The 24,746-nt window shown below is 29.2% G+C and carries 18 protein-coding genes, 1 pseudogene and 1 other annotated feature; of the genes and pseudogenes, 14 read left to right on the plus strand and 5 right to left on the minus strand.

Annotated features, from left to right (window positions below):
- The first annotated feature begins 258 nt into the window (after window positions 1-258).
- Both BUA48_RS14425 and BUA48_RS14430 read left to right on the plus strand, forming a co-directional pair.
- Window positions 259-1,998: an ABC transporter ATP-binding protein gene (locus BUA48_RS14425; RefSeq protein ID WP_072832766.1), complete on the plus strand. Its 1,740-nt coding sequence runs from the start codon at window positions 259-261 to the stop codon at window positions 1,996-1,998.
- Window positions 1,985-3,868, plus strand: a complete 1,884-nt coding sequence (locus BUA48_RS14430) for an ABC transporter ATP-binding protein (RefSeq protein ID WP_072832767.1) — start codon at window positions 1,985-1,987, stop codon at window positions 3,866-3,868. The genes BUA48_RS14425 and BUA48_RS14430 overlap by 14 nt, the downstream gene beginning before the upstream one ends.
- Window positions 3,869-4,147: 279 nt before the next feature.
- Here BUA48_RS14430 and ispD read toward each other — a convergent pair whose 3' ends face one another.
- On the minus strand, window positions 4,148-4,843 hold the full coding sequence (gene ispD, locus BUA48_RS14435) for a 2-C-methyl-D-erythritol 4-phosphate cytidylyltransferase (protein ID WP_072832768.1): 696 nt from the start codon (window positions 4,841-4,843) through the stop codon (window positions 4,148-4,150).
- Window positions 4,844-5,056: 213 nt separating this feature from the next.
- Window positions 5,057-5,318: a binding site (T-box leader), on the plus strand.
- Window positions 5,319-5,415: 97 nt separating this feature from the next.
- On the opposite strand from ispD, the gene BUA48_RS14440 reads away from it, so the two are divergent.
- The 3 genes from BUA48_RS14440 (at window position 5,416) to BUA48_RS14450 (ending at window position 7,622) form a co-directional block, all read left to right on the plus strand.
- The gene (locus tag BUA48_RS14440) at window positions 5,416-6,231 is read left to right on the plus strand and encodes an amino acid ABC transporter substrate-binding protein (protein ID WP_072832769.1); all 816 of its coding nucleotides are present in this window, start codon (window positions 5,416-5,418) and stop codon (window positions 6,229-6,231) included.
- A 13-nt stretch (window positions 6,232-6,244) separates the two neighbouring features.
- Window positions 6,245-6,889: an amino acid ABC transporter permease gene (locus BUA48_RS14445; protein ID WP_072832770.1), complete on the plus strand. Its 645-nt coding sequence runs from the start codon at window positions 6,245-6,247 to the stop codon at window positions 6,887-6,889.
- A gap of 61 nt (window positions 6,890-6,950) precedes the next feature.
- On the plus strand, window positions 6,951-7,622 hold the full coding sequence (locus BUA48_RS14450; protein WP_072832771.1) for an amino acid ABC transporter ATP-binding protein: 672 nt from the start codon (window positions 6,951-6,953) through the stop codon (window positions 7,620-7,622).
- 118 nt (window positions 7,623-7,740) lie between these two features.
- On the opposite strand, the gene BUA48_RS14455 is transcribed toward BUA48_RS14450, so the two are convergent.
- Window positions 7,741-8,412 carry a Dph6-related ATP pyrophosphatase gene (locus BUA48_RS14455; protein WP_072832772.1) on the minus strand — a complete coding sequence of 224 codons (672 nt, stop codon included), beginning with the start codon at window positions 8,410-8,412 and terminating at the stop codon, window positions 7,741-7,743.
- A 617-nt stretch (window positions 8,413-9,029) separates the two neighbouring features.
- The gene (locus tag BUA48_RS14460; RefSeq protein ID WP_072832773.1) at window positions 9,030-10,229 is read right to left on the minus strand and encodes an iron-containing alcohol dehydrogenase; all 1,200 of its coding nucleotides are present in this window, start codon (window positions 10,227-10,229) and stop codon (window positions 9,030-9,032) included.
- Between the two features lie 599 nt (window positions 10,230-10,828).
- Here BUA48_RS14460 and BUA48_RS14465 point away from each other — a divergent pair.
- The 7 genes from BUA48_RS14465 (at window position 10,829) to BUA48_RS14490 (ending at window position 19,517) form a co-directional block, all read left to right on the plus strand.
- The gene (locus tag BUA48_RS14465; RefSeq protein WP_072832774.1) at window positions 10,829-11,872 is read left to right on the plus strand and encodes a M42 family metallopeptidase; all 1,044 of its coding nucleotides are present in this window, start codon (window positions 10,829-10,831) and stop codon (window positions 11,870-11,872) included.
- Entirely contained in the window at window positions 11,863-12,864 is a 1,002-nt protein-coding gene (locus tag BUA48_RS14470) for a M42 family metallopeptidase (RefSeq protein WP_072832775.1), read from the plus strand. Before BUA48_RS14465 ends, BUA48_RS14470 begins: the two co-directional genes overlap by 10 nt.
- Before the next feature lie 12 nt (window positions 12,865-12,876).
- Window positions 12,877-13,830, plus strand: a complete 954-nt coding sequence (locus BUA48_RS14475; protein ID WP_072832776.1) for a zinc-binding metallopeptidase family protein — start codon at window positions 12,877-12,879, stop codon at window positions 13,828-13,830.
- Window positions 13,831-14,609: 779 nt separating this feature from the next.
- Entirely contained in the window at window positions 14,610-15,314 is a 705-nt protein-coding gene (locus BUA48_RS14480) for an ABC transporter ATP-binding protein (RefSeq protein ID WP_072832777.1), read from the plus strand.
- On the plus strand, window positions 15,295-18,120 hold the full coding sequence (locus BUA48_RS14485; protein WP_072832778.1) for an FtsX-like permease family protein: 2,826 nt from the start codon (window positions 15,295-15,297) through the stop codon (window positions 18,118-18,120). The genes BUA48_RS14480 and BUA48_RS14485 overlap by 20 nt, the downstream gene beginning before the upstream one ends.
- A 314-nt stretch (window positions 18,121-18,434) precedes the next feature.
- Window positions 18,435-18,560, plus strand: coding sequence for a hypothetical protein (locus tag BUA48_RS15965; protein ID WP_278336849.1), 126 nt, complete (start codon window positions 18,435-18,437; stop codon window positions 18,558-18,560).
- Window positions 18,561-19,517, plus strand: a complete 957-nt coding sequence (locus tag BUA48_RS14490; RefSeq protein WP_072832779.1) for an AEC family transporter — start codon at window positions 18,561-18,563, stop codon at window positions 19,515-19,517. It abuts the gene before it with no gap.
- A 197-nt stretch (window positions 19,518-19,714) separates the two neighbouring features.
- Here BUA48_RS14490 and BUA48_RS14495 read toward each other — a convergent pair.
- A pseudogene (locus BUA48_RS14495) lies at window positions 19,715-20,092 on the minus strand (transposase); the annotation flags it as partial.
- Between the two features lie 121 nt (window positions 20,093-20,213).
- On the opposite strand from BUA48_RS14495, the gene BUA48_RS14500 reads away from it, so the two are divergent.
- Both BUA48_RS14500 and BUA48_RS14505 read left to right on the plus strand, forming a co-directional pair.
- Window positions 20,214-21,848: an ABC transporter ATP-binding protein gene (locus BUA48_RS14500; protein ID WP_072832781.1), complete on the plus strand. Its 1,635-nt coding sequence runs from the start codon at window positions 20,214-20,216 to the stop codon at window positions 21,846-21,848.
- 222 nt (window positions 21,849-22,070) lie between these two features.
- On the plus strand, window positions 22,071-23,699 hold the full coding sequence (locus tag BUA48_RS14505) for an ABC transporter ATP-binding protein (protein ID WP_072832782.1): 1,629 nt from the start codon (window positions 22,071-22,073) through the stop codon (window positions 23,697-23,699).
- Between the two features lie 454 nt (window positions 23,700-24,153).
- Here the strand turns inward: BUA48_RS14505 and BUA48_RS14510 are convergent, their stop codons facing one another.
- A complete protein-coding gene (locus tag BUA48_RS14510) occupies window positions 24,154-24,606 on the minus strand; it encodes a transposase (RefSeq protein ID WP_072832783.1) in 453 nt (150 codons plus the stop codon).
- Window positions 24,607-24,746: the final 140 nt, after the last annotated feature.

A 24,746-nucleotide genomic window follows, 5' to 3' on the forward strand; every position in this document is an offset into this window, starting at 1 on the left:
TTAGATTTTAATTTTAAAGATAAAGTTAGGCAATAATATTAATAAAAAAGTTAATACGAATGCAATTAGAAATATAAGAATAATTTTCCTAAGTAGTTAGTTATTGAAGAATTTATATGTGAATTAAATATAAGATTTCATCAAATACTTAAGTGTAGATCTTAAATATAAAGCTTCAGAAATTATAAAATTTATTTAATGCTTTGAAGATGTAATATTAAGATTTTGAGTAAAACTTTGTTAAGAGGTGATAACTTTATGATGAAATTATTTAAGCTTCTAAAACCATATAAATTCTTAGTAATAGGAGTTTTTATATTGGTATTTTTTCAGGCACTTTCAGATTTATATTTACCTAACTTAATGTCTGATATAGTAAATACCGGTATAGTAAATGGAGATACTAGCTATATAACAAGAACAGGAGGATTTATGCTATTAGTAGCTGCAATAGGTGCTATTTGTGTAATTGCATCAAATTATTTCGCATCTAAAGTAGCAGTTGGTTTTGGTAGAGATTTAAGAAAAAGTTTATTTGAAAAGGTTGAAACGTTTTCTTTAGAGGAATTTGATAAATTCGGAACATCTTCATTGATAACTAGAACTACTAATGATATAAATCAAATTCAACAAGTACTTATAATTATGTTGCGTATGATGATTAGTGCTCCAATGATGGCAATTGGAGGCTTTATCATGGCTGTATCTAAGGATGCTAAATTATCACTTATAATATTAGTGGTTATACCAGTTGTTGCAGTGATTATAGGTATTATTGCTAAGATGGGTATACCTTTATTTAAGAGTATGCAAATTAAATTAGATAAGTTGAACTTAGTATTACGTGAACAATTGACAGGAATAAGGGTAATAAGAGCTTTTAACCGTATAGAGGTGGAAAAAAAGAGGTTTTTTATAGCAAATAAAGATATAACAGAAACCGCTATAAAGGTTAATAGAATTATGGGGGCTTTAATGCCAGCTATGATGTTATGTATTAATATTACTACTATCATAATAGTATGGATAAGTGGTAAACGTATAGATATAGGGGCAATGCAAGTTGGAGATTTAATGGCCTTTATACAATATTTAATGCAAATAATGTTTTCATTGATGATGCTATCAATGATGTTTGTATTAATTCCTCGTGCCTCTGTTTCAGCAGATAGAATAAATAAGGTATTAGATGAAGAGTTAGACATAACTGATCCTAAGATAGAAGAGGATTATAGTAATAAAAGAGGGTATATTGAATTTAAGGATGTATGCTTTGCTTATCCTGGAAGCTCAAATTATGCTATAGAAAATATAAGTTTTTCTACAAGCCCTGGGGAAACAACTGCAATTATAGGTGGTACAGGATCAGGAAAATCAACTTTAGTTAACTTAATTCCTAGGTTTTACGATGTATTAGAAGGGACTATATTAGTTGATGGAATAGATATAAAGGATATGTCGCAGGAGCATCTTAGAGATAAAATTGGTTTTGTGCCACAAAAAGCAGTTTTATTTTCAGGAACAATAAATGAAAATATTAGATATGGTAAAGAGGATGCAACAAAAGAAGAGATAAGAAAAGCTGCTGATATAGCTCAAGCTAGTGAGTTTATAAATAATATGGAAGATGGATATGAATCAATGATATCTCAAGGTGGTACTAATGTATCCGGTGGGCAAAAACAACGTCTATCAATAGCAAGAGCTTTAGTTAGGAAACCAGAGATATATGTTTTTGATGACAGTTTCTCAGCACTAGATTTTAAAACGGATGCAAAATTAAGAAAGTCACTTAAAGAGGAAACTAAGGACTCCGCTGTAATAATAGTTGCTCAAAGGGTAAGTTCGATTATGGATGCAAATAGAATTATAGTCTTGGACGATGGAAAGGTTGCTGGAATTGGAACTCATAAAGAATTATTGGAAAACTGCAAAGTTTATTATGAGATAGTTTCATCACAGCTTTCAGAGGAGGAACTAGAAAATGAAAGGAAATAGCAATTCTAATAAAGGCCCTATGGGACATGGTCCTAGAATGGGAATGCCAACAGAAAAGGCAAAGGATTTTAAAGGAACCTTAAAAAGACTTTTATCTTACTTAAAGCCACAAGGATTTAAATTGACTTTAGTATTTATAGCAGCAATTTTAAGTACATTATTTACTGTTTTAGCACCTAAAGTATTGGGAGAAGCTATTAATAAATTATTTGAAGGAGCTGTATCAAAGATAAATGGTGTACCAGGTGCAGCTATAGACTTTCAAGCAATATATAGAATCTTATTTATACTATTAGGGTTTTATGTTTTAAGTTCAGTTTTTTCATATATTCAACAGTATATAATGGCTACGGTTGCCCAAAATACTGTTTTTAATATGCGTGATGATATAAATAATAAGCTTGCTCGTTTACCTTTAAAGTATTTTGATAATAACACTCATGGAGAAGTATTAAGTCGTGTTACCAATGATATTGACAATGTAAGTAGTACTCTTCAACAAAGTATAACGCAACTTATAACTTCTGTTATAACTATTATTGGTGTATTATACATGATGTTTACTATAAGTGGAGTTATGACTGTAATAGCCTTAATAACCCTACCATTATCAGCAATAGCTACAAAATTAATTGCTGGGAGATCTCAAAAATACTTTGCAGGTCAGCAACGTGTCTTAGGGAATTTAAATGGTCATGTTGAGGAGATGTATACAGGTCATAAAGTGGTAAAGGCATTTAATCATGAACATACTTCTATAGAAACCTTTAATGAAATAAATGAAGAGCTTTATAATGTTGGATGGAAGGCTCAATTTATATCCGGGGCAATAATGCCAGCTATAAACTTCATTAATAATTTAGGCTATGTTATGGTATGTGTTTTAGGTGGTGTTCTTGTAACACAAGGAAGAATAAATTTAGGCGATGTTCAAGCATTTATTCAATACTCTAGACAATTTACTCAGCCAATAGTTCAAACAGCTAATATTGCAAATATACTTCAGTCTACAGTAGCTTCAGCAGAACGTGTATTTGAAGTTTTAGATGAAGCAGAGGTTATTCCAGATCCTAAAGAACCTATAGTTTTAGAGCAATTTAGAAAAGCTGATAATGGTAAAGAGGTTGAGGTGAAATTTGAACATGTTAAATTTGGATACAATGAAGATCATATTTTAATAGAGGATATGAATTTAGATGTTCACAAGGGAGAAACTATTGCTATAGTTGGACCAACAGGAGCAGGAAAAACGACTTTGATAAATTTATTAATGCGTTTTTATGAATTAAATGGTGGAACTATATACATAGAAGGTGCAGATATAACCAAATTAACAAGAGCTGAATTACGTAGCAAATTTGGTATGGTTCTTCAAGATACTTGGTTATTTAATGGGACTATTATGGAAAATATAGCTTATGGAAGAGAAGGAGCAACTAAAGAAGAAGTAATTGAAGCTGCAAAGATGGCATATGCAGACCATTTTATAAATACCTTACCAGAGGGATATGACACAGTACTTAATGAGGAAGGAACTAACATATCTCAAGGGCAAAGACAGTTGCTTACTATAGCTCGTGCCATTCTTGCTAATCCATCAATACTAATATTAGATGAGGCAACAAGTAGTGTAGATACAAGAACAGAAGCTAATATCCAAAAGGCTATGAATGCCTTAATGGAGGGAAGAACAAGTTTTGTAATAGCTCATAGATTGTCTACTATAAAAAATGCTGACTTAATATTAGTAATGAAGAGTGGTACAGTAATAGAACAAGGAAACCATGAAGAATTAATGGAGAAACAAGGTTTCTATGCAGATTTATATAATAGTCAATTTGCAAACAAAAATTTAGGTGAAGCTATGTAATAAAAAAATGAGACTGCAATAGTAAGAGCTACGATTATGATATATTGCACTTAAGGTTAAAACAATATATTATAAAAGGCTTCTTAATACAGTCTCATTTTTCTTTAATCAGAGTCAAAAAATATATGTGATATAAGAATTAATATATATCTTGCATTAAGTAAACTTCACTAATATTTTATAAGTTAAAAAAATTAACATGTAATAAATTAAGATGATGTAGATTTAATATTACAAAGTATAATACTTAGATGAAATTTTCTTAATAAAACCTAATTTTTATTTTTTGAAAGTAAGTATAGCTTCTAATAAAATAAGATCCTCTGGAGTAGTAACTTTAAAATTAAGCTTGTTGCCCTTAGCGAACTGAACTTTATTACCTAATTTAAACACTAATTGACAATCGTCAGTAGCATCTATACTCTCACTCTTTAAAGCTACATTATGAGCTTTCATAATTAACCCATATTCAAAACTTTGAGGAGTTTGAGCTAAAAACAATTCACTTCTATCAGGAACACTAGAAATAGAGCTTTTGTCAACACTTTTGATTACAGTATCTGAACTAGGTATAACAGTGTTTACAGCCTTATATTTTTTAGCTAAAACTATATTATCATTAATTATATCTGAAGATACTAATGCCCTAGCACCGTCATGTATAAGTACAACGTCATTTTCACAGCAAATATCTTTTAAGTAAGTAAGACCTTTAAACACTGATTCTTGTCTTGTAGTTCCTCCACTTATAATATCTTTAACCTTTGATATGTTAAAATCATCAATCCATGTTTTTAAAGTTAATTTGAAATCTTCTCTACAAACTACAATGATATAATCTATATTGGCATTAGAATTAAAAGCATCTAATGTGTGGATAATCAATGGTTTTCCACATATATCAATAAATTGTTTAGGTAAGTTACCACCAACTCTAGTTCCGCTTCCACCAGCTAACACAATAGCAATATTCATACTTTATCCTTAGTGAGAATAAGTACCTTTAGTACAAATAACCCACTAAATCCTCCCCTCTCTCTTATTGCGTACTTGTATATGTTTAATAAGCACATTAATATTAAAATCTTAATACAGTTAATGAAAATAGTAAACATTTAAAAATTTCTAAAATAGGTATTTACAAATTCAATTTACTATGGTAGCATGGTAGCATGATAAAGTTAATAAAAAAACACTGTGATAAGAAATAGTAGAAATGAAGAGTCTTTTACAGAGAGTTTCCGGTTGGTGAGAGGAGCATAAGAAGTCATTTTGAACACATCTTTGAGTTGAACACCGAAACCTAAATAGGAAGTAGACTGTTTCCGGGTGCGCCCGTTATAGTGCCGGAGTATAAGCTATTATAAATAGCCGTACTTTTAGAGGTTAAGTAGGCGACTATTTAACAAATAGAGGTGGGACCGTGGAAGTGAATACTTTCGCCCTCTAAGTTTTTAAGAAACTTAGGGGGCGTTTTTTATTGCATAAATGAACCCTAAGGTAATGCTAAGTAACTTTAATAAAATTATTTTAGGAGGAGTTTGAAAATGAAAAAAAATCTATTAAAAGTTGTGGCAATGCTTATTGCTTGTTTATCTATTTTATTTAGTCTTACTGGGTGTGGCAAAGCTAAAGATAAGGGAGAAGCTAACTTAAAGGATGAAGTGGTTATTGGTATGGATGATACCTTTGTACCTATGGGATTTAGGGATGATAAGGGTAATATAGTTGGCTTTGATGTAGACCTTGCAAGGGAAGCCTTTAAAAGAATGAATAAGAAGGTTAAGTTCCAACCAATAGATTGGTCTATGAAGGAACAAGAATTAAAAAATAAGAATATCGATATGATTTGGAATGGTTATTCTATAAATGAAAAGAGAAAAGAACAGGTTGCTTTTACTAAGGCATATTTAAAAAATAGACAAGTTATTATAACCTTAAGTGAATCAAAGATTAATTCAAAGGAAGATTTGAAGAATAGGGTAGTTGCAGCACAAGCAGAATCAAGCTCCCTAGAAGCTATAAATTCAGAACCAGAGTTAGTTAATCAATTTAAAAATGGAGAGGTTGTATTATTTGATACTAACAATGATGCTTTAATGGACTTAGAGGCTGGGAGAACAGATGCAGTAGTGGCTGATGAAATAATGATTAGATACTATATAAAAAGCAGAGGAGAAAACAAATATAAGATACTTAAGGATGACTTTGGAGATGAGGAATACGGTATAGGTATTAGAAAGGAAGATAAAGAATTTTTAAAGGAACTAAATAATACCTTAGATGATATGAAAAAGGATGGAGCTATGGGAGAAATATCAATAAAGTGGTTTGGTGAAAATATAATAAATACAGAAGAGTAAGGAGGAGTTTGAAGTGGAGTATATATTTAGTTTAATCCCCTCTATGGTGGAAGGATTAGGAGTTACTTTAGAGGTATTTGCAATAACTTTAGTTTTATCGATTCCTTTAGGAATAATAGTAGCCTTAGCTAGGCTTTCTGAAATAAAAATATTAAGAGTAATAAGTAGTTCTTACATTTATATAATGAGGGGTACTCCCTTACTACTTCAATTAGTAGTAATTTTCTTTGGATTTCCTATTTTGAATATTTCACTTGAGAGGTTTACGGCAGCTATTATAGCCTTTGTATTTAATTATACAGCCTACTTTGCAGAAATATTTAGAGGGGGGATTAAGGATATTGATGAAGGGCAGTATGAGGCTGCTGAGGTTTTGGGATTTTCTAAGATATATACACTAAGAAAGATTTTAATTCCACAAATGATAAAGAAGGTCTTACCCTCAGTTACTAATGAAGTTATAACCTTAGTTAAGGATACTTCACTTATATATGTAGTTGGTATTTCGGAACTACTTAGAGTGGGGAAGATCGCTAGTAATAGAGATACATCACTTATACCTTTATTTTTAGTTGGAGCAATATATTTAGCTATAATAGCTATTTTAAGTAAGCTATTAAGTGGTATTGAAACTAAATATACCCATTATAAGTCATAGAAAGGAGGAGTAGTGAGCTAAGGTGTTACTTACAATTACACACCTTCACTAAATTTAAAATATGATAAAGGTAAGAAATATAAATAAAAGCTTTAAGGGAATACAGGTTTTAGAAGATGTATCCTTTGATTTAGAACAGGGAGAGATTCTTAGTATAATTGGACCATCAGGAGCGGGAAAGACAACCTTATTAAGAACTATCAATGCTTTAGAGAAGTGTGATAATGGAAATATCTATATTGATGATAAGTGTTTGTGTAAAGATGGTGAATATATTAAGGGTAAAGAGCTAAGAGAAATAAGAAGAGATTTAAGTTTTGTATTTCAAAGTTTAAATTTATTTCCTCACATGACCGTTATGGAGAATATTTCAGAAGCTGTTATAAATGTCTTAGAAGTTAATAAGGCAGATGCACTTAAGAAGTGTGCGGAGATACTTAAGAATCTAGGGCTAGAAGAAAAGGAAAATAGCTATCCTTATGAACTATCGGGAGGACAGAGGCAAAGAGTTGCAATAGGACGAGCATTGGCAATGGAACCTAAGTATATATGCTTTGATGAACCAACATCTGCACTTGATCCAAGCTTAACATGCGAAGTAGCTAATATTATAAAGGGGTTAGCTAAAGACGGTATAGGAATATTAATCATTACTCATGATATGGAGTTTGTGAGTAAGGTTTCTACTAGAGTTTTAGAGTTAGGATCTGGTAAGGTTAAAGTAACTAACTAATATATAAAATAAAAGATAGCCAAGGATTTTATAATTACAATCTCTGGTTATCTTTTTTATTATATAAATATATTATAGATTTAATTCAACAATAAACTTTAATAAGTTAAGTATATTTTTATATGTTAATATCAAGATTTAAATAGCTAGTACCATTAATTGAGTGAATTTCTTTAGGTATTATATTTATTCTTTTGGAAAATAAAGGACCTGCAATAACTAATGTGTGATACTCCCCATTTTTACCCCAAACATCTACACCTTTAAGTTCTAGTTCTTCTATTAAACTCTTATTTAGGTGGCGTCCTAAGTAGCTTGTATCTAAAACCTCATCTTTAACAGCTATAATTATAGCTTCAAAACCTAAATCTAAGAATTCAGTTAATAAATCCTTTGAGTTGTTATCAGATAGAGGATAACAAGCTTCTATGTCATATTTAGAACAAACCTTACTATTCCAGTCACTTTCAGCAATTACGTCTGTTCCACCAAAAACTCCAAAGTCAATAAATAAGCTTTTAAAATTTTCAAGAGAAGATAAAAAAGTTTTTTCGTAATCATCTTCAGTAGCTTCAGCTATTTCGATTGGAAGATTTAAAGACTTAGCTTGAGCATAGATTATATCTCTAGAAAGCCTGTGATTATAAGAATTTTCAAATTGGTCATCAAATAATGTAAACAAAAGTTGAGGTTGGCCTCCTTGATCTATGGCTCTATATAGTGACAAACAGCAATCCTTTCCTCCGCTCCATAAACAGAAAAAGGGTTTATCCTTTATATCTACAGTCATAATATGAACTCCTTTTTAATAAAAATTTATTTTATATACGTAATGTTAAATATATAAAATTTATTAGTTAAACTTATTATATCATTTTAAAAAAATAAAATTCTACAAAATCATAATAAATGTATATAAATTACTAAAAAATTCAAAGTTTTAATAGATAGGTTAAAATTTAAAAATGAAAATTACCCTATATTTAGTTATAGTTATTGATATTAAGTTAGTTTTTTAACAATATGTAGGTTTATTTAGTATAAAGATTTACTTATACAAATATACATCCAATAAATTAGTACTAAGTTAATTATCTAGTGTTGTATAAATTATATAAGTTAAAAAGTTAAGGTGGTATAAAGGTGTTGCTTAAAAATTAAAGAGATGCTTTTAATTTTTAAGCATCTCTTTAAACTTAACATATAACAGTAAAAATCTATAATTTAGAAACTTTATATATTTAGGGATTTATGTAATTCAAGTAAGTAAGTATTTATTTAATTATTTTTAGTATATAACTTGGATCGATAAATTAAAATTCAGTAGCTTCATATATTAGCCATGAACTTTTAATCAGTGAAGTTCATGGCTATAAATTAATGATTTTTACTAAAGTGATTATCTATTTAAAGTGATTTTCTATAAATATCGCTTATTAGTTCAGGTGTAGCTTTTACAGGTGAACAATCTAGCAATAATCCTAAGCTTGGGGTATTGAAAGTTAAATCAGTAAGTTCACTTATGTGATCTTCTGTGAAGCCATGGTCTTTAAGTGTGTCTGCCACTCCCATTTTTGCAAGCCAAGATTTAACTCCAGCGGCTACCATATCAGCTTCTTCTTTAACACCTTTTATATTAGGTACTATTGGACTTAGAACAGTTGCTAAAACCTCTGGTTTAGCTTCATAAGTATATTTTACTATTGGAGGAAGTATCATTGATAATCCCAATCCATGTGCTAAGTCTGGTTTTATTGCACTTAATGGATGCTCAAGAGCATGAGTTAAGTGTAGCAAAGTATTATCAAAAGCTATACCTGCAATTAGTGAAGCATAAGTTAAGTAATATCTAGCTTCAATATTATTACCATCTTCTAAAGCTAATGGTAAGTATTTAGCTATTAACCTTACAGTTTCTTGAGCAAGCATGATAGAGTAAGGATTAGCTACAGTTGTAGTTGATGCTTCAATAACGTGATTCATAGCATCTATTGCAGTATATGCAGTTTGATTTTTAGGAAGTCCTGTCATTAAAGCTGGATCATCTATTGAATACATAGGATATCCTAAATCGTATGCAGTACAAGGTTTATATTTCTTTTCAAGAACACTAACAACGGCAAATCTATCTCCCTCTGTTCCAGTTCCATGAGTAGTATTTACTGCAATTACAGGAAGAGCAACTTCAGGGGTAAATTTATATTCAAATAAGTCAGAACATGTTTTATCTGGATAGTTAACCATAATAGCAGTACTTTTAGCAGCATCTATTACGCTACCACCACCAATAGCTATTATAGCTTTAGCACCTAATTTACGTGCCATATCAGTAGCTTCATCTACATGAGTGGTTGTTGGGTTTGCAGTAATTTTATCATATAATACGAATTCAACATTGTTTTCATTCAATGCCTTTTCTACATGATCCCATGCACCAGTTTTTTTGTAAGAAGCATGACCAGTAATAACTATAATTTTGTTTATGTTTTTACTTTTAAGTTCTTTTACTATATCAAAGATTTTAGTTATAGCACCAACACCTAAGTATACAGTAGACTTACATCTTATTTCAGCGATTTGATTTAATGATAGAGTTTGTTCCCACATAATAAAACCTCCTAAAATAAACTTTGTTTGTTATAATTTTAACAAAATAACTTTGTTAAATCAAGAGAAAAATGCTATATTAAAGAAATTTTAACTTGTTTTTAATAAATACAAGAGTCAATTTCAATAATTCCACTCTATAGTATATGCAATACTTTGTTAAAATATTATAAAAGAAGTTTGTGGAAAGAGGGAAAAGAGCGTGGATTAAGAAGAGTGAAAGTGTGGAGAAACTTAGACAAGCTATATCCTATAGTGCGGATAAGTTAAGAAGAAGGAAATTATGAAAATGCATGAAAGCTCAAAAGAGAAGATTAAGCAAAATGATTTATGAATAGAAATAAAAAATGAAATAAAAAAATAAAGGATAAGGGGTAATTAGGAATAGGTAAATGAGAAGTGAGTAAAGATAAGGTAGGATTGAAGAAGTTTAGATTTTTATAGAGTAATTATATTTTGGATAATAATAGAGGTTTTTCACATTATTTATAGAAATCTATTTATAGTAGTTTTTTATAAGACTTATATGTTTTATAATAGTTATATAGTAGTTAATTAGTTTTGGCACAATAATATATTAAAAATGAGTAGGTGATTTTATGATAGAAAAGGATTTGCTAAAGAAGCTTTGTTTAACTAATGCACCTAGTGGGAGAGAGGATTTACTTTATCCTGTTATAAGGGAAGGTTTCATGCCTTATTGTGATGAGGTTAAACAAGGAAACTTATATAATACCTATGCTATTAAAAGGGGAAATGGAAAGGCTAGCATAATGCTTATGGCTCATGCTGATGAGGTATTTTTATACGTTACAGAGGTATGTGAAAATGGTTTTTTAAAGTTTGTAGGGGTAGGTATTGATGCTAAAACGCTTGTATCTCAAGAGGTTTTAATTCACGGAAAAGAAAAGATAGATGGAATTATAGGTATAAAACCACCTCATTTAATGAGTGATGAGGATAGAAAGGCCGGAGTTAAAATTGAAGATCTTTTAATTGATACAGGTAGAAGTAAGGAAGAAGTAGAGAAAACAGTTAAAATAGGCGACTTTGTTACATTAAAAAGGGATTTTCATGAACTTTTAAATGATAACGTTGTTTGCAAGGCTTTAGATGATAGAGTTGGTATAGCTGCTATGTTTAGTTGTGCTAAGGAACTTCAAAATATAAAACATGATTTAAATGTTTACTTTGTAGCATCTTGCCAAGAAGAGGTAGGACATAGGGGAGCTAAGATGAGTAGCTTTGATTTAAATCCTACATTAGGTATAGCAATAGATGTAACCTTCGATAGTGGAAATATGGGATATAAGGGAACAGAAACTAAGCTAGGTAATGGCCCGGTTATATGTATTGGACCTAATATACATCCAAAATTCAGAGAGAAGTTAACTGAAATTGCAAGGGAGTATGATATTCCTTATCAAGTTGAGGTGGAAGCTGGATGCACAGGAACAGATGCTTGGGATATTCAAACAGTTAGAAAGAGTATACCAACACTTCTTATTTCAATACCTCAAAAATATATGCATACTACTGTAGAAATGATTAATATGCAAGATGTCTTAAATACAGGAAGAATAATTGCTAAATTCATTGAAAAGGTAGCTAGTAGTGATTTGGAGGAATTATTATGTTATTAGAAAAATTATCTATGGCACATGGACCTTCAGGTTATGAGGGGGATGTAAGAAACATTATAAAAGAAGAAATAAAACCTTATGTAGATGAAATTAAGGTTGATTTAATGGGTAATATAATTGCTCATAAAAAAGGAAATGGACCTAAGGTGCTTTTAGATGCACATATGGATGAGGTTGGATTCATTATAACTAAATATAATGAAGATGGTACTTTGAAGTTTGCATCTTTAGGTGGAGTTAATGCTAAGGTAGCACCTTGTAAGGTTGTATATATAGGTAAAAATAAAATTAAGGGTGTAATTGGTTTAAAGCCTATACATCTTCAAAGTGCTAAGGAAAGAACTAGTGCCTTAAGTTATGATGATTATTGCATTGATATAGGAGCTAACTCTAAGGAAGAAGTTAAGAAAGTAATTGCCTTAGGAGATTACGCTATATTTGATACTGTCTTTGGTGACTTTGGAAACGGACTTTTAAAAGGAAAAGCCTTTGATGATAGAGTTGGTTGTGCAGTTCTAATAGAAGCACTAAAGGAAAACTATAATTGTGATTTATATGCAGCCTTTACAGTGCAAGAGGAAATAGGAGATAGAGGGGCACTTATATCTTCCTATGAAGTTCAACCAGATATAGGATTAGCATTAGAAGGAACTATTTGTGCTGACATGGCTAATGTTCCAAAACATTTAAGAGCTACAGAGATTGGAAAGGGTCCAGCTATTTCAATGATGGACAGAACAAGCATTTTTGATAGAGAGCTAACAGAGAAAATAATGAAGGTTGCAGAGGACAGCAATATACCATATCAACGTAGACGTGCAACAGCAGGTGGAAATGATGCTGGAGCTATGGTATCAACAGGGGTAGGAGCTAAGGTTGCTACTATTTCTGTTCCATGTAGATATATACATTCTTCTGTTTCTGTTATTAGTAAAGATGATTTTGAAAATACTACGAAGCTAGTTAAAGCTTGGCTAAAATCTTTTAAATAGGGTGGGTTAGATATGAAAAAGATGTTAATGGATATAATAAATTCTTTTAGAGTAAGTGGAAGTGAAACTGGAGCAATAGAAGTAATAAAAGAGCAACTTAAAGATGTAGATTGCAAAATAGAAGAGGATTGCTTAAAGAACTTAATTGTTAAAATAGGTAGTGGAAAAGAAAAAATAATGTTCACAGCTAACATGGATGAAGTTGGATTAATGGTAACTTATATAGAAGATAACGGTTTTTTAAGAGTAGAGAACATTGGAGAAGTTGAATGTTCAGAGGCTGTAGGTGCTTTTGTAGAATTTGCTAATGGAACTAGAGGTAGAGTCATAGCTGCGAAGGAAAAACCTAACTTCTCAGATTTATTTATTGATATAATGGTTGAAAATAAAGAAGAAGCTACTAAGCTTGTAACAGAGGGCGACATTTGTAAATTTAATTATCCTTCTTTAAATAAAAAGGGTAGAATTCAAGCATCAGGACTTAATAATGCTTTAGGATGCGTTGCTTTATTAAAGGCTATAAAAGAATTAGAGAATCCTTCTAAAGAATGTTATTTTGTATTCTCTTCTCAAGGTGAGCTTGAAGGAAGAGGAGGAAGAGCTGCAGCCTTTAGTATAAGACCAGATGAATGTGTTGTGGTATCTACTCATGGAGCAGGTGACTTCATAGGTGGAGAAGGAAAAATAGAATTAGGTAAAGGCCCAGTTCTTAGAATAAAGGATAAAAACTTAATTGCTTCTCAAGAATTAAGAGAGGAAATAGAAAAGGCAGCAGAAAAGGATAATGTAAGTCTACAATTAAATGTAGGAACTGAAACATCTGAGGGAGGTCCTATTCATAAAGAAGTAGGCGGAATAAAAACAGCTGTATTAGCAGTACCTCTTAGATATAAAAAGTCATTAGTATCTATGGCAAGTGCTAGTGATGTAGAAGATGTAGCAACTATAATAAAAGCTTTATGCTAGGGCTAGAATATATACTAATCTCTTAATATTGAAAAACAATTTTGAAATATTATCAATAAAAGAGAATATAAGTTTTTTGAAGATAAAAATCTAAAATGACTGAAAATAAGTATAGTTAAAGAGATCAACATGAAAAAAATTATAATATATGTAGGTTTAATATTGTAAAGTATATATATTTAAAGAATAAGTTTTTATCATATGTATCTTTAATTATTAAATAAAATGTAGATAATCAATTTAAGATTACTGCAGGTAATTAGTTTAAACTTAGTATATAAGTTAGGTATTAGAAGTAAAAAAAATATAAGATAAATTTTAAGCTTCATGTGGAGATGGATTCTCTATATGAAGCTTATTTATTTATAGGGTAGAAATATCAAAGATTAAATTTGTAGTAAATACAAGATATTATGTGTTATGCATGAATATTGGATTAAAGATATGTATTAAAAGTCTAGTATTAATAAAATGTTTTGAGGTAGATATATTGTTAGGAAAATATAAATAAAATATAAAATAAATGTAAATAAAACTATAAAAATATTATATAATAAGTAGTAATAAAAGTTTTAAGTATATAATGATCTCAACAAGTAAATTCATACGCAATAAAAATTCTGAATAATCTGACAATATAAAAAGAGCTGGTTTTATTTAAATCATCAAACAAAATTTAAGGGGATTAAAGCAAAAAATAAGTGGATGTGAAGCTGTACATTTTATTAAGGTTTAAATTTATAGGTAGGTAAATTGTATAATTTTAAGGGGGAAGTTATATGGTGTCTTCAGTGATTAGTGGCGAAAATATGAAAAAAAAGTATAGCCTAGGAGAAGTAGAGGTTATAGCACTTGATATTGACAGTCTAAAAATAGAAAAAGGTGACTTTATCTCTATTATGGGGCCTTCAGGCTCTGGAAAGTCTACGCTTTTAAACATATTGGGATGTGAAGATGAACTTACAGATGGAGAATTAACTATAGATAGTAAGAGTGTAAAGGATCTATCTAAAAAGGAGATTAATAAACTAAGAAGGGAAGATATAGGGTATGTATTTCAATCCTTTAATCTATTAGCTCATTTATCAGCAATTGAGAATGTAATTTTACCATTAATACCTTATAAGACAAGTTTTAATTTAAGAAACAGAGGAGAGGAACTTTTAAGGAGTGTTGGATTAGAAAATAGAACTAAACATTTACCATCTCAAATGTCAGGTGGAGAGCAGCAAAGATTAGCTATTGCTAGGTCGCTTATAAATTCACCTAAAATTATAATTGCAGATGAGCCAACGGGGAATTTAGATACTAAGTTTAGGGACGACATAATGAATATATTTGAAAAGCTTAATAATGATGGATATACAATTATAATGGCAACACATGATATGGAGGCAGCTAAAAGAGCAAAAAAAACTATTTATTTAAGAGATGGCAAGATAATAAAAGTTGAGGTAAATAATAATGCTGAATTATATATTTAAGTCAATAAAAAAATATAAGGGAAGTTTTATATTTGTAATGGTTGGTTTATTTACTATATTCAGTTGCATTCCTGTGGGAATAGCATCCTTATATACATCTAAAGCTATAATCACAGAGGATATAGAAAAATACGGAAGAGGTCAGTATGATATTCTGGTTAGAAATGAAGATTCTATAACTGCTTTAGAAAAGGAAAATAAGCTTATAGAAGAAAATTATATTGATGGTATTAAGGGTTCAATATCCTTAGATAATTATGAAACTATAAAAGGAATACCTGGTATTGAGGTAGTTGCACCAATAGCATCACTTGGATATTTTGCTGATAGCAATAGTACTTTAGGTGTTACTTTACCAAGGGATGATAAGGGTTATAAAATAAAACTTGATTATGTAACTTCAGATGGGGTGAAGGATTATACAATTAAAAGTGGTGAGGTTTTTGCGATTCCAACTATTAGAAAAAATATTTTAACAAGGGAAACAACACAACAGGGTATAGTTGATATAGCCACTACAATTAGAGAAAATGGTTCTGTGAATGAGCAAACAACTAATAGTAGTACAGACCCTATTATGCCATATTGTCTTTCTTATGGAATTGGTATGTATAGTACTTATTTTAAGGGGAATATGTCTCAAGTATTTTATGGAGATAAAGAAGATGAATATGGAGCATTATTTTATAAGCCGGAGTATTTTAATTATATATTAGAAATGCCTAAAACATGGTCTATGTTAGTAGCAATCGACCCAGATGCAGAAGCTAAATTATCTGGTATTGATAGTTTTATAGAGGAAGGGATATATTTAAAGAATGGCGAGATTAAAGAGCGTAATGAAAGAATTAGCGAGTTTAGTGATTTAAGAATAAATTATAATGAAATACCTATAATTAGAAACACATCTGCTACTTATCCTTTTAGTGTAAATATGAAAATAGACAAACTTGATATAGATAGACATAAGGGAGAGAAATTATTAGAGGATAACCTTGGGGATCATAAAAAATTAGAGGAGTATGATGTTTCACGAGTAGATTTTGAAGAAAATAAGGATAATCCATATTTAAAATTTAAAGATTCTACTTATGAAAGTATTAATAATATAGGGGTTTTATCTTCAGAAGAAAAAACGATTGATTTAACAGAGTATATTACTCCCTTTAAACCAGTAAATATTGATGTAGAGCCTCAAAATGATTGGAAATCTGAGACTGGAAAGGTTTCACCTAATATTTATCAAGGTACAAAATATTATTCTTCAACTCCACTTGAGTACAGCAAAAATGGAGAAGAGATAAGTGTAAAAGCTAAGAATGCTATTGGTGACCTTCTTGTTTTTAGAGAGTTAGAGGAGCATGGAGAAGAGGTTAAAGCTATAGTAGATAATAATAAAGCTGCATTTAAGTTTACCACTGTAGGATCTTTTGATGGTGGAAAATTGTACAACAGTGATGAAGTAAAGTTAAATGGGACTCCACTTGGTATATATGGAGACACTTATTTAACTCAAGTTGAAAATGAATATGGAGAAAAGGTAGAGAATAAGAAGGTATACCCAACCTGTGTACCAGGAACTATTGCTTCATCAGTACCTCAAGGCTATACAACATTAGAGGCGGCGACGCTTATTAAGGGAGAGAATCCAATTGATGCAATAAGAGTTAAAGTTGCTGGAATTGATAAATATGATGATATAGCAAAAAGTAAAATTCAACAAATAGCTATGGAAATCAATGAAAAGACAGGGCTTCATGTTGATATAGTGGCAGGAAGTTCCACACAAAATATAGTTGCATCAATAGAAGGAAAAGGGGAAGTTCAAGGAATAGGAAAAGTTATTCAAAGGTGGGTTACACTTGGGACAGCTTTAAAAATAACAGACTCATGGGATATGATAGGCTTTATATTAGTAATGTTATTTGTTATATGTGGTTTTTTATTTATAATAAATAGAATAAGCTCATATTTATTAACAAGAAAAAATGAAATCCAGATATTAAAGAGTGTTGGATGGGGAGATAAGGAAATAGCTAAGGTTATATGCGGGGAGAATATTCTAGCATCAATTATTTCTAGTGCCTTAGTTATAATTATGACTATAATTTTGAATATGAAATTTGAAATAAAATTCTTAACAGAAATAGTAACTGTAACACTAATAATAGGTAATTTATTAGTTGTTTTAATTTCATATTTATATCCATTAATAAGTAGTCGTAAGAGAATAAGTTATAGAGGGAGTATGTTTAATGATTCTTTAAATAAAATGATTATAAATGAAGTAATAAGAAACAAAGGTAGATATATTCTTACTGTAACTCAAATAGCATTGAGTGGAGCACTGGGAATATTCACTTATCTATCTTTACAAGCAACAAGAAATAATATAGGGAATACGGCTTTAGGAAGCCAAGTAAACTTATCAACAAATAACATGGCTTTAATTTTAACTATAGGAGCCTTTGCATTAATTATATTTACAACCTTTGATAGGTTTTCTTCTATAGTAGAAAGTAGAAAGAGAGAAATAGGAATACTAAATACCTTAGGATGGGATAGATTAAATATTGGGGTTGTGATATATGGCTCACTTATTTTAATAGCCTTTATTGGAAATGTAATAGCTTTTATAATAAGCTTGAGTTGTTATGATGTATTATATTCTCAATTACCTATAACGACTTTTAAATTAATATTACTTATAATATTAATGTTAGGATTAAGTATAGTAAGTGGTGTAGTTCCATTAATTAAAGCAACTAATGCTACAATTAATGAAAATATGAAGAATAATAGATAGACTTTTTTATATAAACAAAATGAAGTTGTCATAAAAAGAAATATAAAAACAATAAAATAAGTTATTTTAATTAAATAACCCATCGTATTGTTCTTATATATTTTAATATGATAACTTCATTTATTTTTTATAATAGGATTTTAAAATAAGTAATTGTATAATTAGGCATTATAAAATAAAAAAAGTAATGGATAAGTAAAAAAAGTAAAAATTATATCAAAGGTAATATGTGATATAATGGAAATAATAAAAAATACTTGTAAGAACTTATTAAGATTATAAAAAATAGTGATTTATGATTTGGAGTTCGTAGTATGGAGGTTAAAAGAGGCATTTATTCTTCGAGAAAATTCTATGATTTAGGTATTGTAAGGGTAACTATAGGTTATAGATATAAACTAGAGAAGAAGAGATTAATAGAAAAAGAGGTGATAATTTAGATGTCTACTATAATGCAAGGAGTACATATAGTATTAAGTATGATGATAATGATGGGGGTTGGATATGTCTTAACAGGCAACCACTGGTTTGATGAAGAGTTCACAAACACTATAGTTAAGGTTATTTTAAATATATCCATGCCTCTTATGATGTTAAATACAATTACATCAAATTTTGAAAAGTCGAGCTTTTTATCTATGGTTAAGGCAGCTATAATACCATTTATAGCTATAATAATATGTTATTGGGTATCTATACTATTTTCTAATATGTTAAAGATTAACTCTGATAGTAAGGGGTTATATAGAACATTATTCTTTAACTCTAATAGTATATTTATGGGGTTACCAATTAACATAGCTTTGTTAGGCGAAGTTTGTGTTCCTTATGTATTACTATATTACATAGCAAATACCACTTGTTTTTGGACACTAGGGATAAGTGAGATTAGTAAGGATGGAGCGAAGAGGTTTGGAAGACGTGTAGAGCCTATATTCTCTAAGGATGGTTTTAAAAAGATTTTATCACCATCATTGTTCGGATATATAGCAGGTATAATATTAGTACTTTTAGGAATTAAACTTCCTTTATTTCTACAAGATTCAAGCAAAAGTTTAGGTGGATTAACTACACCTTTATCTATGATTTTTATAGGGTGTATTTTATATAAAATCAAATTTAGTGATGTAAAGTTAGATAAATTTAATGTAAGTATATTAATTGGACGATTCATAATAAGTCCTGGAATCATGCTAATACTTACTAGAATTATACCTATTCCACAAATGATGAGAACTGTATTTGTTATACAATCAGCAATGCCTACCATGACTAGTTCAGCTATAGTAGCTAAGAGTTATGGCTCAGATGAGAAAAAAGCCGTTGTATCTATAGGATTAACTACAGTTATGTTTTTAATAGCATTACCTTTTTATATTTGGCTTTTAAATATGTAGGGGGATAAAGGGATATATAATTATTGATTTTAAATTGAAATTCAGCATGTTTTATGAAGATGAAGAAATGAAGTAAGAATTTAAATTTTTTATCTTATAAAATATGAATGGAGTTTATTTAATGCAGTATATATTTGACTGTTCTTTCCAACGTTATTTGATAAATAGAATTAATATGAAATCTTATTTATCCTTTTTAAATTTTCTTTAAACTTATCAGCCTTTAGCTTAAAAAATGGAGCAAATTTATTTGTCCAGCTAGCTATTGTTACATGGGATACTTTAATATTTTGTGTAACCCATAAGAATTGAGCTATCGCTCTAGTTGATGAGTTGTTAAGAAAATATAAAGTAAGTGCAGTAAGGAAAGTATTTAAGGGAAATCTCATACCTTTCATTGACAATGAACCAGAAACAAGTTCACTGGAAGCTAAGTCAATATTGGTATTGTGATATTGAACTATAACATGATTACACTTTTTACATTGATATTTTTGATTAGCCTGCTTATCCATTCCAAACTTGTATAATTGATCAGAATGGCAGCGAGGACATTTTATGTTTGTTTTGTTCATTGCTCTTCTCTCCTTCGGGGGGAATATTTTGTCTTAGGAAAACTTAGTATACTTCTAAGGTGAGAGAAGTGCAATGTTCATATAACTTAACAGAACGCAAATTTTTTAAAGGGGAAAGTTTATGAAAAAAAAATTAAACTTAATTAATGTACTGTTGTTTAATTTTCCACTTATAATTAGTTCGATAATAATTAGTTGTATCGTAACAATATGCAATATTCAATTACGTAAATATAGTGGTAATATAATTGATCAAATAGGTATAGTCAATGAAATACATTATACACTAATTAGAATTACAGGTTGTATATTTATATTAGTCACTGGAAGCTTTATAAATAAATATATATTAAAAAGATTAATTGGATTTACATGTAAACAGCTATTAGATAAATTAACTTATTCAATATCCAACTGTAATCAAGCATGGTTAAATAATCAAAATAATGGAGATGCCATTAATACTTTTACAACAGATGTAAATGGTGTTGGAAACTATATAAATAGAATAGTTGGTATTGCAGTTTCTGATGCTTTTTTATTTTTTATTACATGCATACTTATTTTTAAAATAAATTTTTACTTAGCTATACTACTAATAATATCATCTACAATTCCTGTTTTTGTAATAAATATATCAAGTAATTTATTACAAAAAAAATATAAAACTTTTCAGGAAATTTTTTCAAATGCAAATAAAACATTACATGATACTCTGAGTAATATAGAGTTAGTGAAAGCTTATTCAATTCAAGTTAATTCATTAGATAATTATAGTGGTAAACTTAAACAATCTAATGAATATAATAGAACTTTAGCAAAGCTTGAATCACTTGGTGGTGCTATTTCTATATTAACTAGCTTTTTAACTGTATTAGTTACTGTTGGTTATGGTGGTTGGCTTGTTAGTAATTCTTATATCACTATTGGGACATTTTTCACAATCCTTATGCTTACTGATTATATTATTGATCCTATTATGAAGTTTTCAAATACTATTTTTATAACAAAAAAAACTAAGGTTAATATTGAGAGGTTAAATAAATATTTACTTGCTCCATGTGAGAACTTAGGTAACAAAGAACTAGTTCAAATCGATAGTAAAATAGTTTTAGAAATGAGGAATGTATCATTTTCTTATAATGAAAATGATATAATCTTAAATGAATTTAATTTAAAAATAAAAAAAGGAGAGCATATATACATAATCGGTCCTATTGGAAGTGGTAAAAGCTCTATATTAAAGATTATTGCAGGTTTTTTACAGCACTATAAAGGTGACGTATATCTGTATGAACAAAATTTAAAAGAATGTAATATTGAAAGTTTAAGATCAATAATTTCGTTTGTTACACAAGATGTATTTCTTTTCAGTGGTACTATTTATGACAATGTATCAATAGTCAAACCTAATTCTACAAAAGAAGATATTGAAGAAGTATGCAAATTAGCTGGAATACATACTGAAATAGTAAACATGGAAAAGGGTTATTTTACTAATATTGGGGAAGATGGATATGGTATTTCAGGAGGACAAAAACAAAGATTATCCCTAGCAAGAGCTTTTTTAGCTAATTCACCTATTTTTTTATTAGACGAGCCTTATTCAGCATTAGATATTAAAAATAAAGAACATATAAAGAAAACACTTTCAAAAATTGGTAAAAATAAAGTTATAATTACAGTTACTCATGATACTAGTATTATTGATGATAACAGTAGAGTTATTAGTTTAGAAAGTTTGGTGAAAGGTTGAAAATTAAACTGTGAGTTACCACAAAAATAAAGGCGCATGGCAAATATGCTACATGCCGATATACGTGTAAAAAGTGTTGGCCTTTTCAAAATATTAGCAAATAGTATCCGAAATTATTAGTTTTTTAGGGTAAAGTCTATTTAAATAAATATTTTATGAAATCAAATGGCATATTTTCATTACGTTTTGTACCTTGAGCTTGCGAAAGGAATGGATATAACTATGAAAAGAGATTTTAAACGATTATTTAATATGTTTTTTTTAATAAAGAAATACTGGTTATCTTACGGAATAGCTACATTTGGTGTAGCAAGTAGAAATTTATTTATAAACTTACTTAATGCATTACTATATTCATCGATTATAACTATAATACAAAATTATAGTAACATACTTTTATTTAAAAGTATTTCCAAGTTTGTTTTTATACTAATTATATTTTTAATATCAGATTCAATATTTCAATTTTTACAATCAATTACTTTAAAAAATATAACAGATTATATTAGAAATAAAATGTTCAAATCTATTCTTTATGGCAAAATTGAAAATATAAATAAAATTGGGAAACATTCTGAATTATTATTCAGAATAAATTCTGATGTTGATATAGCAGCTACTATATATGGAAATGATATTATTCAACCATTATTATATTTAATATCTGGAGTTGGAGCTATAATAGTACTTATTAAAGTAAACTATTTTTTAATATTTTGGGCTTTAATTTTAAGTTTTATATTTTTATCTATAAATATCTTTATGGGTAAAATTTTTAGGAGAATATTTATTCTTAATCAGAAAAATAATAGTACACTTTTAATGCAGTTTTCTGAGATATTTTCTAACGGATTTGCAATAAAGTCACTTAATATATCAAATTATTTGTATAATGGCTTTAGAATAGGATTACATAAGTATGATACTATCAATAAACAATCTGCTAAGGTTGAGGCGACTGTAACTGTAGTTGATACAATACAATCTATTTTTAAATATACGGGTACAATTCTTTTATGTATTTATTTATTTTCACAAAATATAATTAAGCTTAATGAAATTATACTTAGCACTCAAATGGTAGGTCTTATAATTACCATGATAACATCAATAGGAAGTTCTTATTTAAGATTGCAACAATCATTAGCAGGTGCCGAAAGAATTTTTGATGTAATTAATCTTCCAACTGAAAATTATGAAGTTAAAATAGCTGATATAGAATTTGGATGTAAAGATGCAATAGTATTTGAAAATTTAAATGTTTCATATACAAAAGATAATTATGTCTTAAAAGATTTCAATAGTTCTATTGATAATAATAAATTGACAATATTATCAGGCTGCAGTGGTAAAGGGAAGTCAACACTACTTAAAGTTATTATGGGGTTTTGTACTTATGATGAAGGTAATGTAAAGCTTTGGAACATTGACTTAAAGAAATATAGTGTTAAAGATCTGCGTAATCTTATATCATATATTCCACAAAATAATTTGATTTTTGAAGGCTCAATAAAATATAATATTGCATTAGGAACCACTGATAGCACCATGGAAGAGATAGAAAATGCTGCTCGTATGGCATGTATACATGATTTTATTATTAATTTACCTGATGGATATGAAACTCAAATTTTTTCTCAAAATGTAACACTTTCAGGTGGTCAAAAACAATGTATAGCCATAGCTAGAGGGCTATTACAAGATAGACCATTGTTATTATTTGATGAGGCTTTTTCTGCTATGGGATCTGGACTTGCTACACAAATCATAAATAATATAAATAATAAAACTATTGTTATAGTATCTCATGATACTAATATATTGAAATTAGGCAAAGAGATCTGCCTGTAAATTTATAGAAACCGAGATTCGTATAAAAAATAGCTACTAGAATATCCTCTTTCTCTGAGAATATCAGTAATTTTTTCATAGGTGATTTTTGTGATCTAAGGGTTAATATTTCATCTCTATATGGGGCTAATGGACTAGATCTCGATACCCCATATTGACCGTGAACTGCATTATAATCTTTTGAAAGATATTTGGAAATACTAGAACAGCTATAACCTGTAATATTTGATATTTCTGTTATCTGTAAGCCTTGGTTATTTAACATATGAACTCGTTCAATCTTGAATTTCACTTTGTTGACGGCATCTATATGTTCTTGTCCTCTTTTGTGGTACAAGTATCTTTTATGTCTAATACATCCATTTTTACATACTTAATAGCTGTAGATGTACTTATACGTAGCTGATTAGCGATTTTTTCAAATGACAGTAGTTCTTGACGTAGCTTTTTAGATTCAAGTATTTTTTCTTTTCCGAGTTAATTCTGTAAGATACATATAACGTTGCTTCGCTTCCTCGGAGGTGAGAGGTATCTCTATTCTTCCAACAATTAATCTTTGAATAGCTTTTTTTAATGCTTTAATTAAATTTTTAAGCATATGAAATCTATCATTTACTTGAATTGCTTTTGGATGAGAAATATCTATAGCAGCCTTGAAACTAATAGATCCATCTCTTACAATTACTTTTAAATTGGCATACGCCTTCAGCCATGTGGCAACATCTTTAGCATCTCTTGAATCTAATATATCAACAATACATCTTGTATTTATATCAATCATAATAGTTCCATATGTATGTCTTTTTTTAGTAGCAAAATCATCAATACATATATGAGTTATTTTTTCTTTATCTATTTTAAATGTTTTTTTTAGGTAGTTACAGATAGAGCTTTTCCTTATACTCACTGTTGATTCGCTTAAATAAGCACTAGCTGAAACAGAGCTCTGAGTTAGTGAAACACGAATAACTTAATCTATAAGTCGTTTAGTTTTCTTAGCCTTTGCATCTAAGAAAGTAAAAGTTTCTGAAAATGTATATTTAGGAC

The organism is Clostridium collagenovorans DSM 3089 (assembly GCF_900130005.1).
GTDB lineage: Bacteria > Bacillota > Clostridia > Clostridiales > Clostridiaceae > Clostridium_D > Clostridium_D collagenovorans.

Coding starts and splice junctions, on each gene's coding strand:
- BUA48_RS14425 (WP_072832766.1), top strand. CDS start 259: ATGATGAAATTATTTAAGCTTCTAAAACCATATAAATTCTTAGTAATA.
- BUA48_RS14430 (WP_072832767.1), top strand. CDS start 1,985: ATGAAAGGAAATAGCAATTCTAATAAAGGCCCTATGGGACATGGTCCT.
- ispD (WP_072832768.1), bottom strand. CDS start 4,843: ATGAATATTGCTATTGTGTTAGCTGGTGGAAGCGGAACTAGAGTTGGT.
- BUA48_RS14440 (WP_072832769.1), top strand. CDS start 5,416: ATGAAAAAAAATCTATTAAAAGTTGTGGCAATGCTTATTGCTTGTTTA.
- BUA48_RS14450 (WP_072832771.1), top strand. CDS start 6,951: ATGATAAAGGTAAGAAATATAAATAAAAGCTTTAAGGGAATACAGGTT.
- BUA48_RS14455 (WP_072832772.1), bottom strand. CDS start 8,412: ATGACTGTAGATATAAAGGATAAACCCTTTTTCTGTTTATGGAGCGGA.
- BUA48_RS14460 (WP_072832773.1), bottom strand. CDS start 10,229: ATGTGGGAACAAACTCTATCATTAAATCAAATCGCTGAAATAAGATGT.
- BUA48_RS14465 (WP_072832774.1), top strand. CDS start 10,829: ATGATAGAAAAGGATTTGCTAAAGAAGCTTTGTTTAACTAATGCACCT.
- BUA48_RS14470 (WP_072832775.1), top strand. CDS start 11,863: ATGTTATTAGAAAAATTATCTATGGCACATGGACCTTCAGGTTATGAG.
- BUA48_RS14475 (WP_072832776.1), top strand. CDS start 12,877: ATGAAAAAGATGTTAATGGATATAATAAATTCTTTTAGAGTAAGTGGA.
- BUA48_RS14480 (WP_072832777.1), top strand. CDS start 14,610: ATGGTGTCTTCAGTGATTAGTGGCGAAAATATGAAAAAAAAGTATAGC.
- BUA48_RS14485 (WP_072832778.1), top strand. CDS start 15,295: ATGCTGAATTATATATTTAAGTCAATAAAAAAATATAAGGGAAGTTTT.
- BUA48_RS15965 (WP_278336849.1), top strand. CDS start 18,435: ATGGAGGTTAAAAGAGGCATTTATTCTTCGAGAAAATTCTATGATTTA.
- BUA48_RS14490 (WP_072832779.1), top strand. CDS start 18,561: ATGTCTACTATAATGCAAGGAGTACATATAGTATTAAGTATGATGATA.
- BUA48_RS14500 (WP_072832781.1), top strand. CDS start 20,214: ATGAAAAAAAAATTAAACTTAATTAATGTACTGTTGTTTAATTTTCCA.
- BUA48_RS14505 (WP_072832782.1), top strand. CDS start 22,071: ATGAAAAGAGATTTTAAACGATTATTTAATATGTTTTTTTTAATAAAG.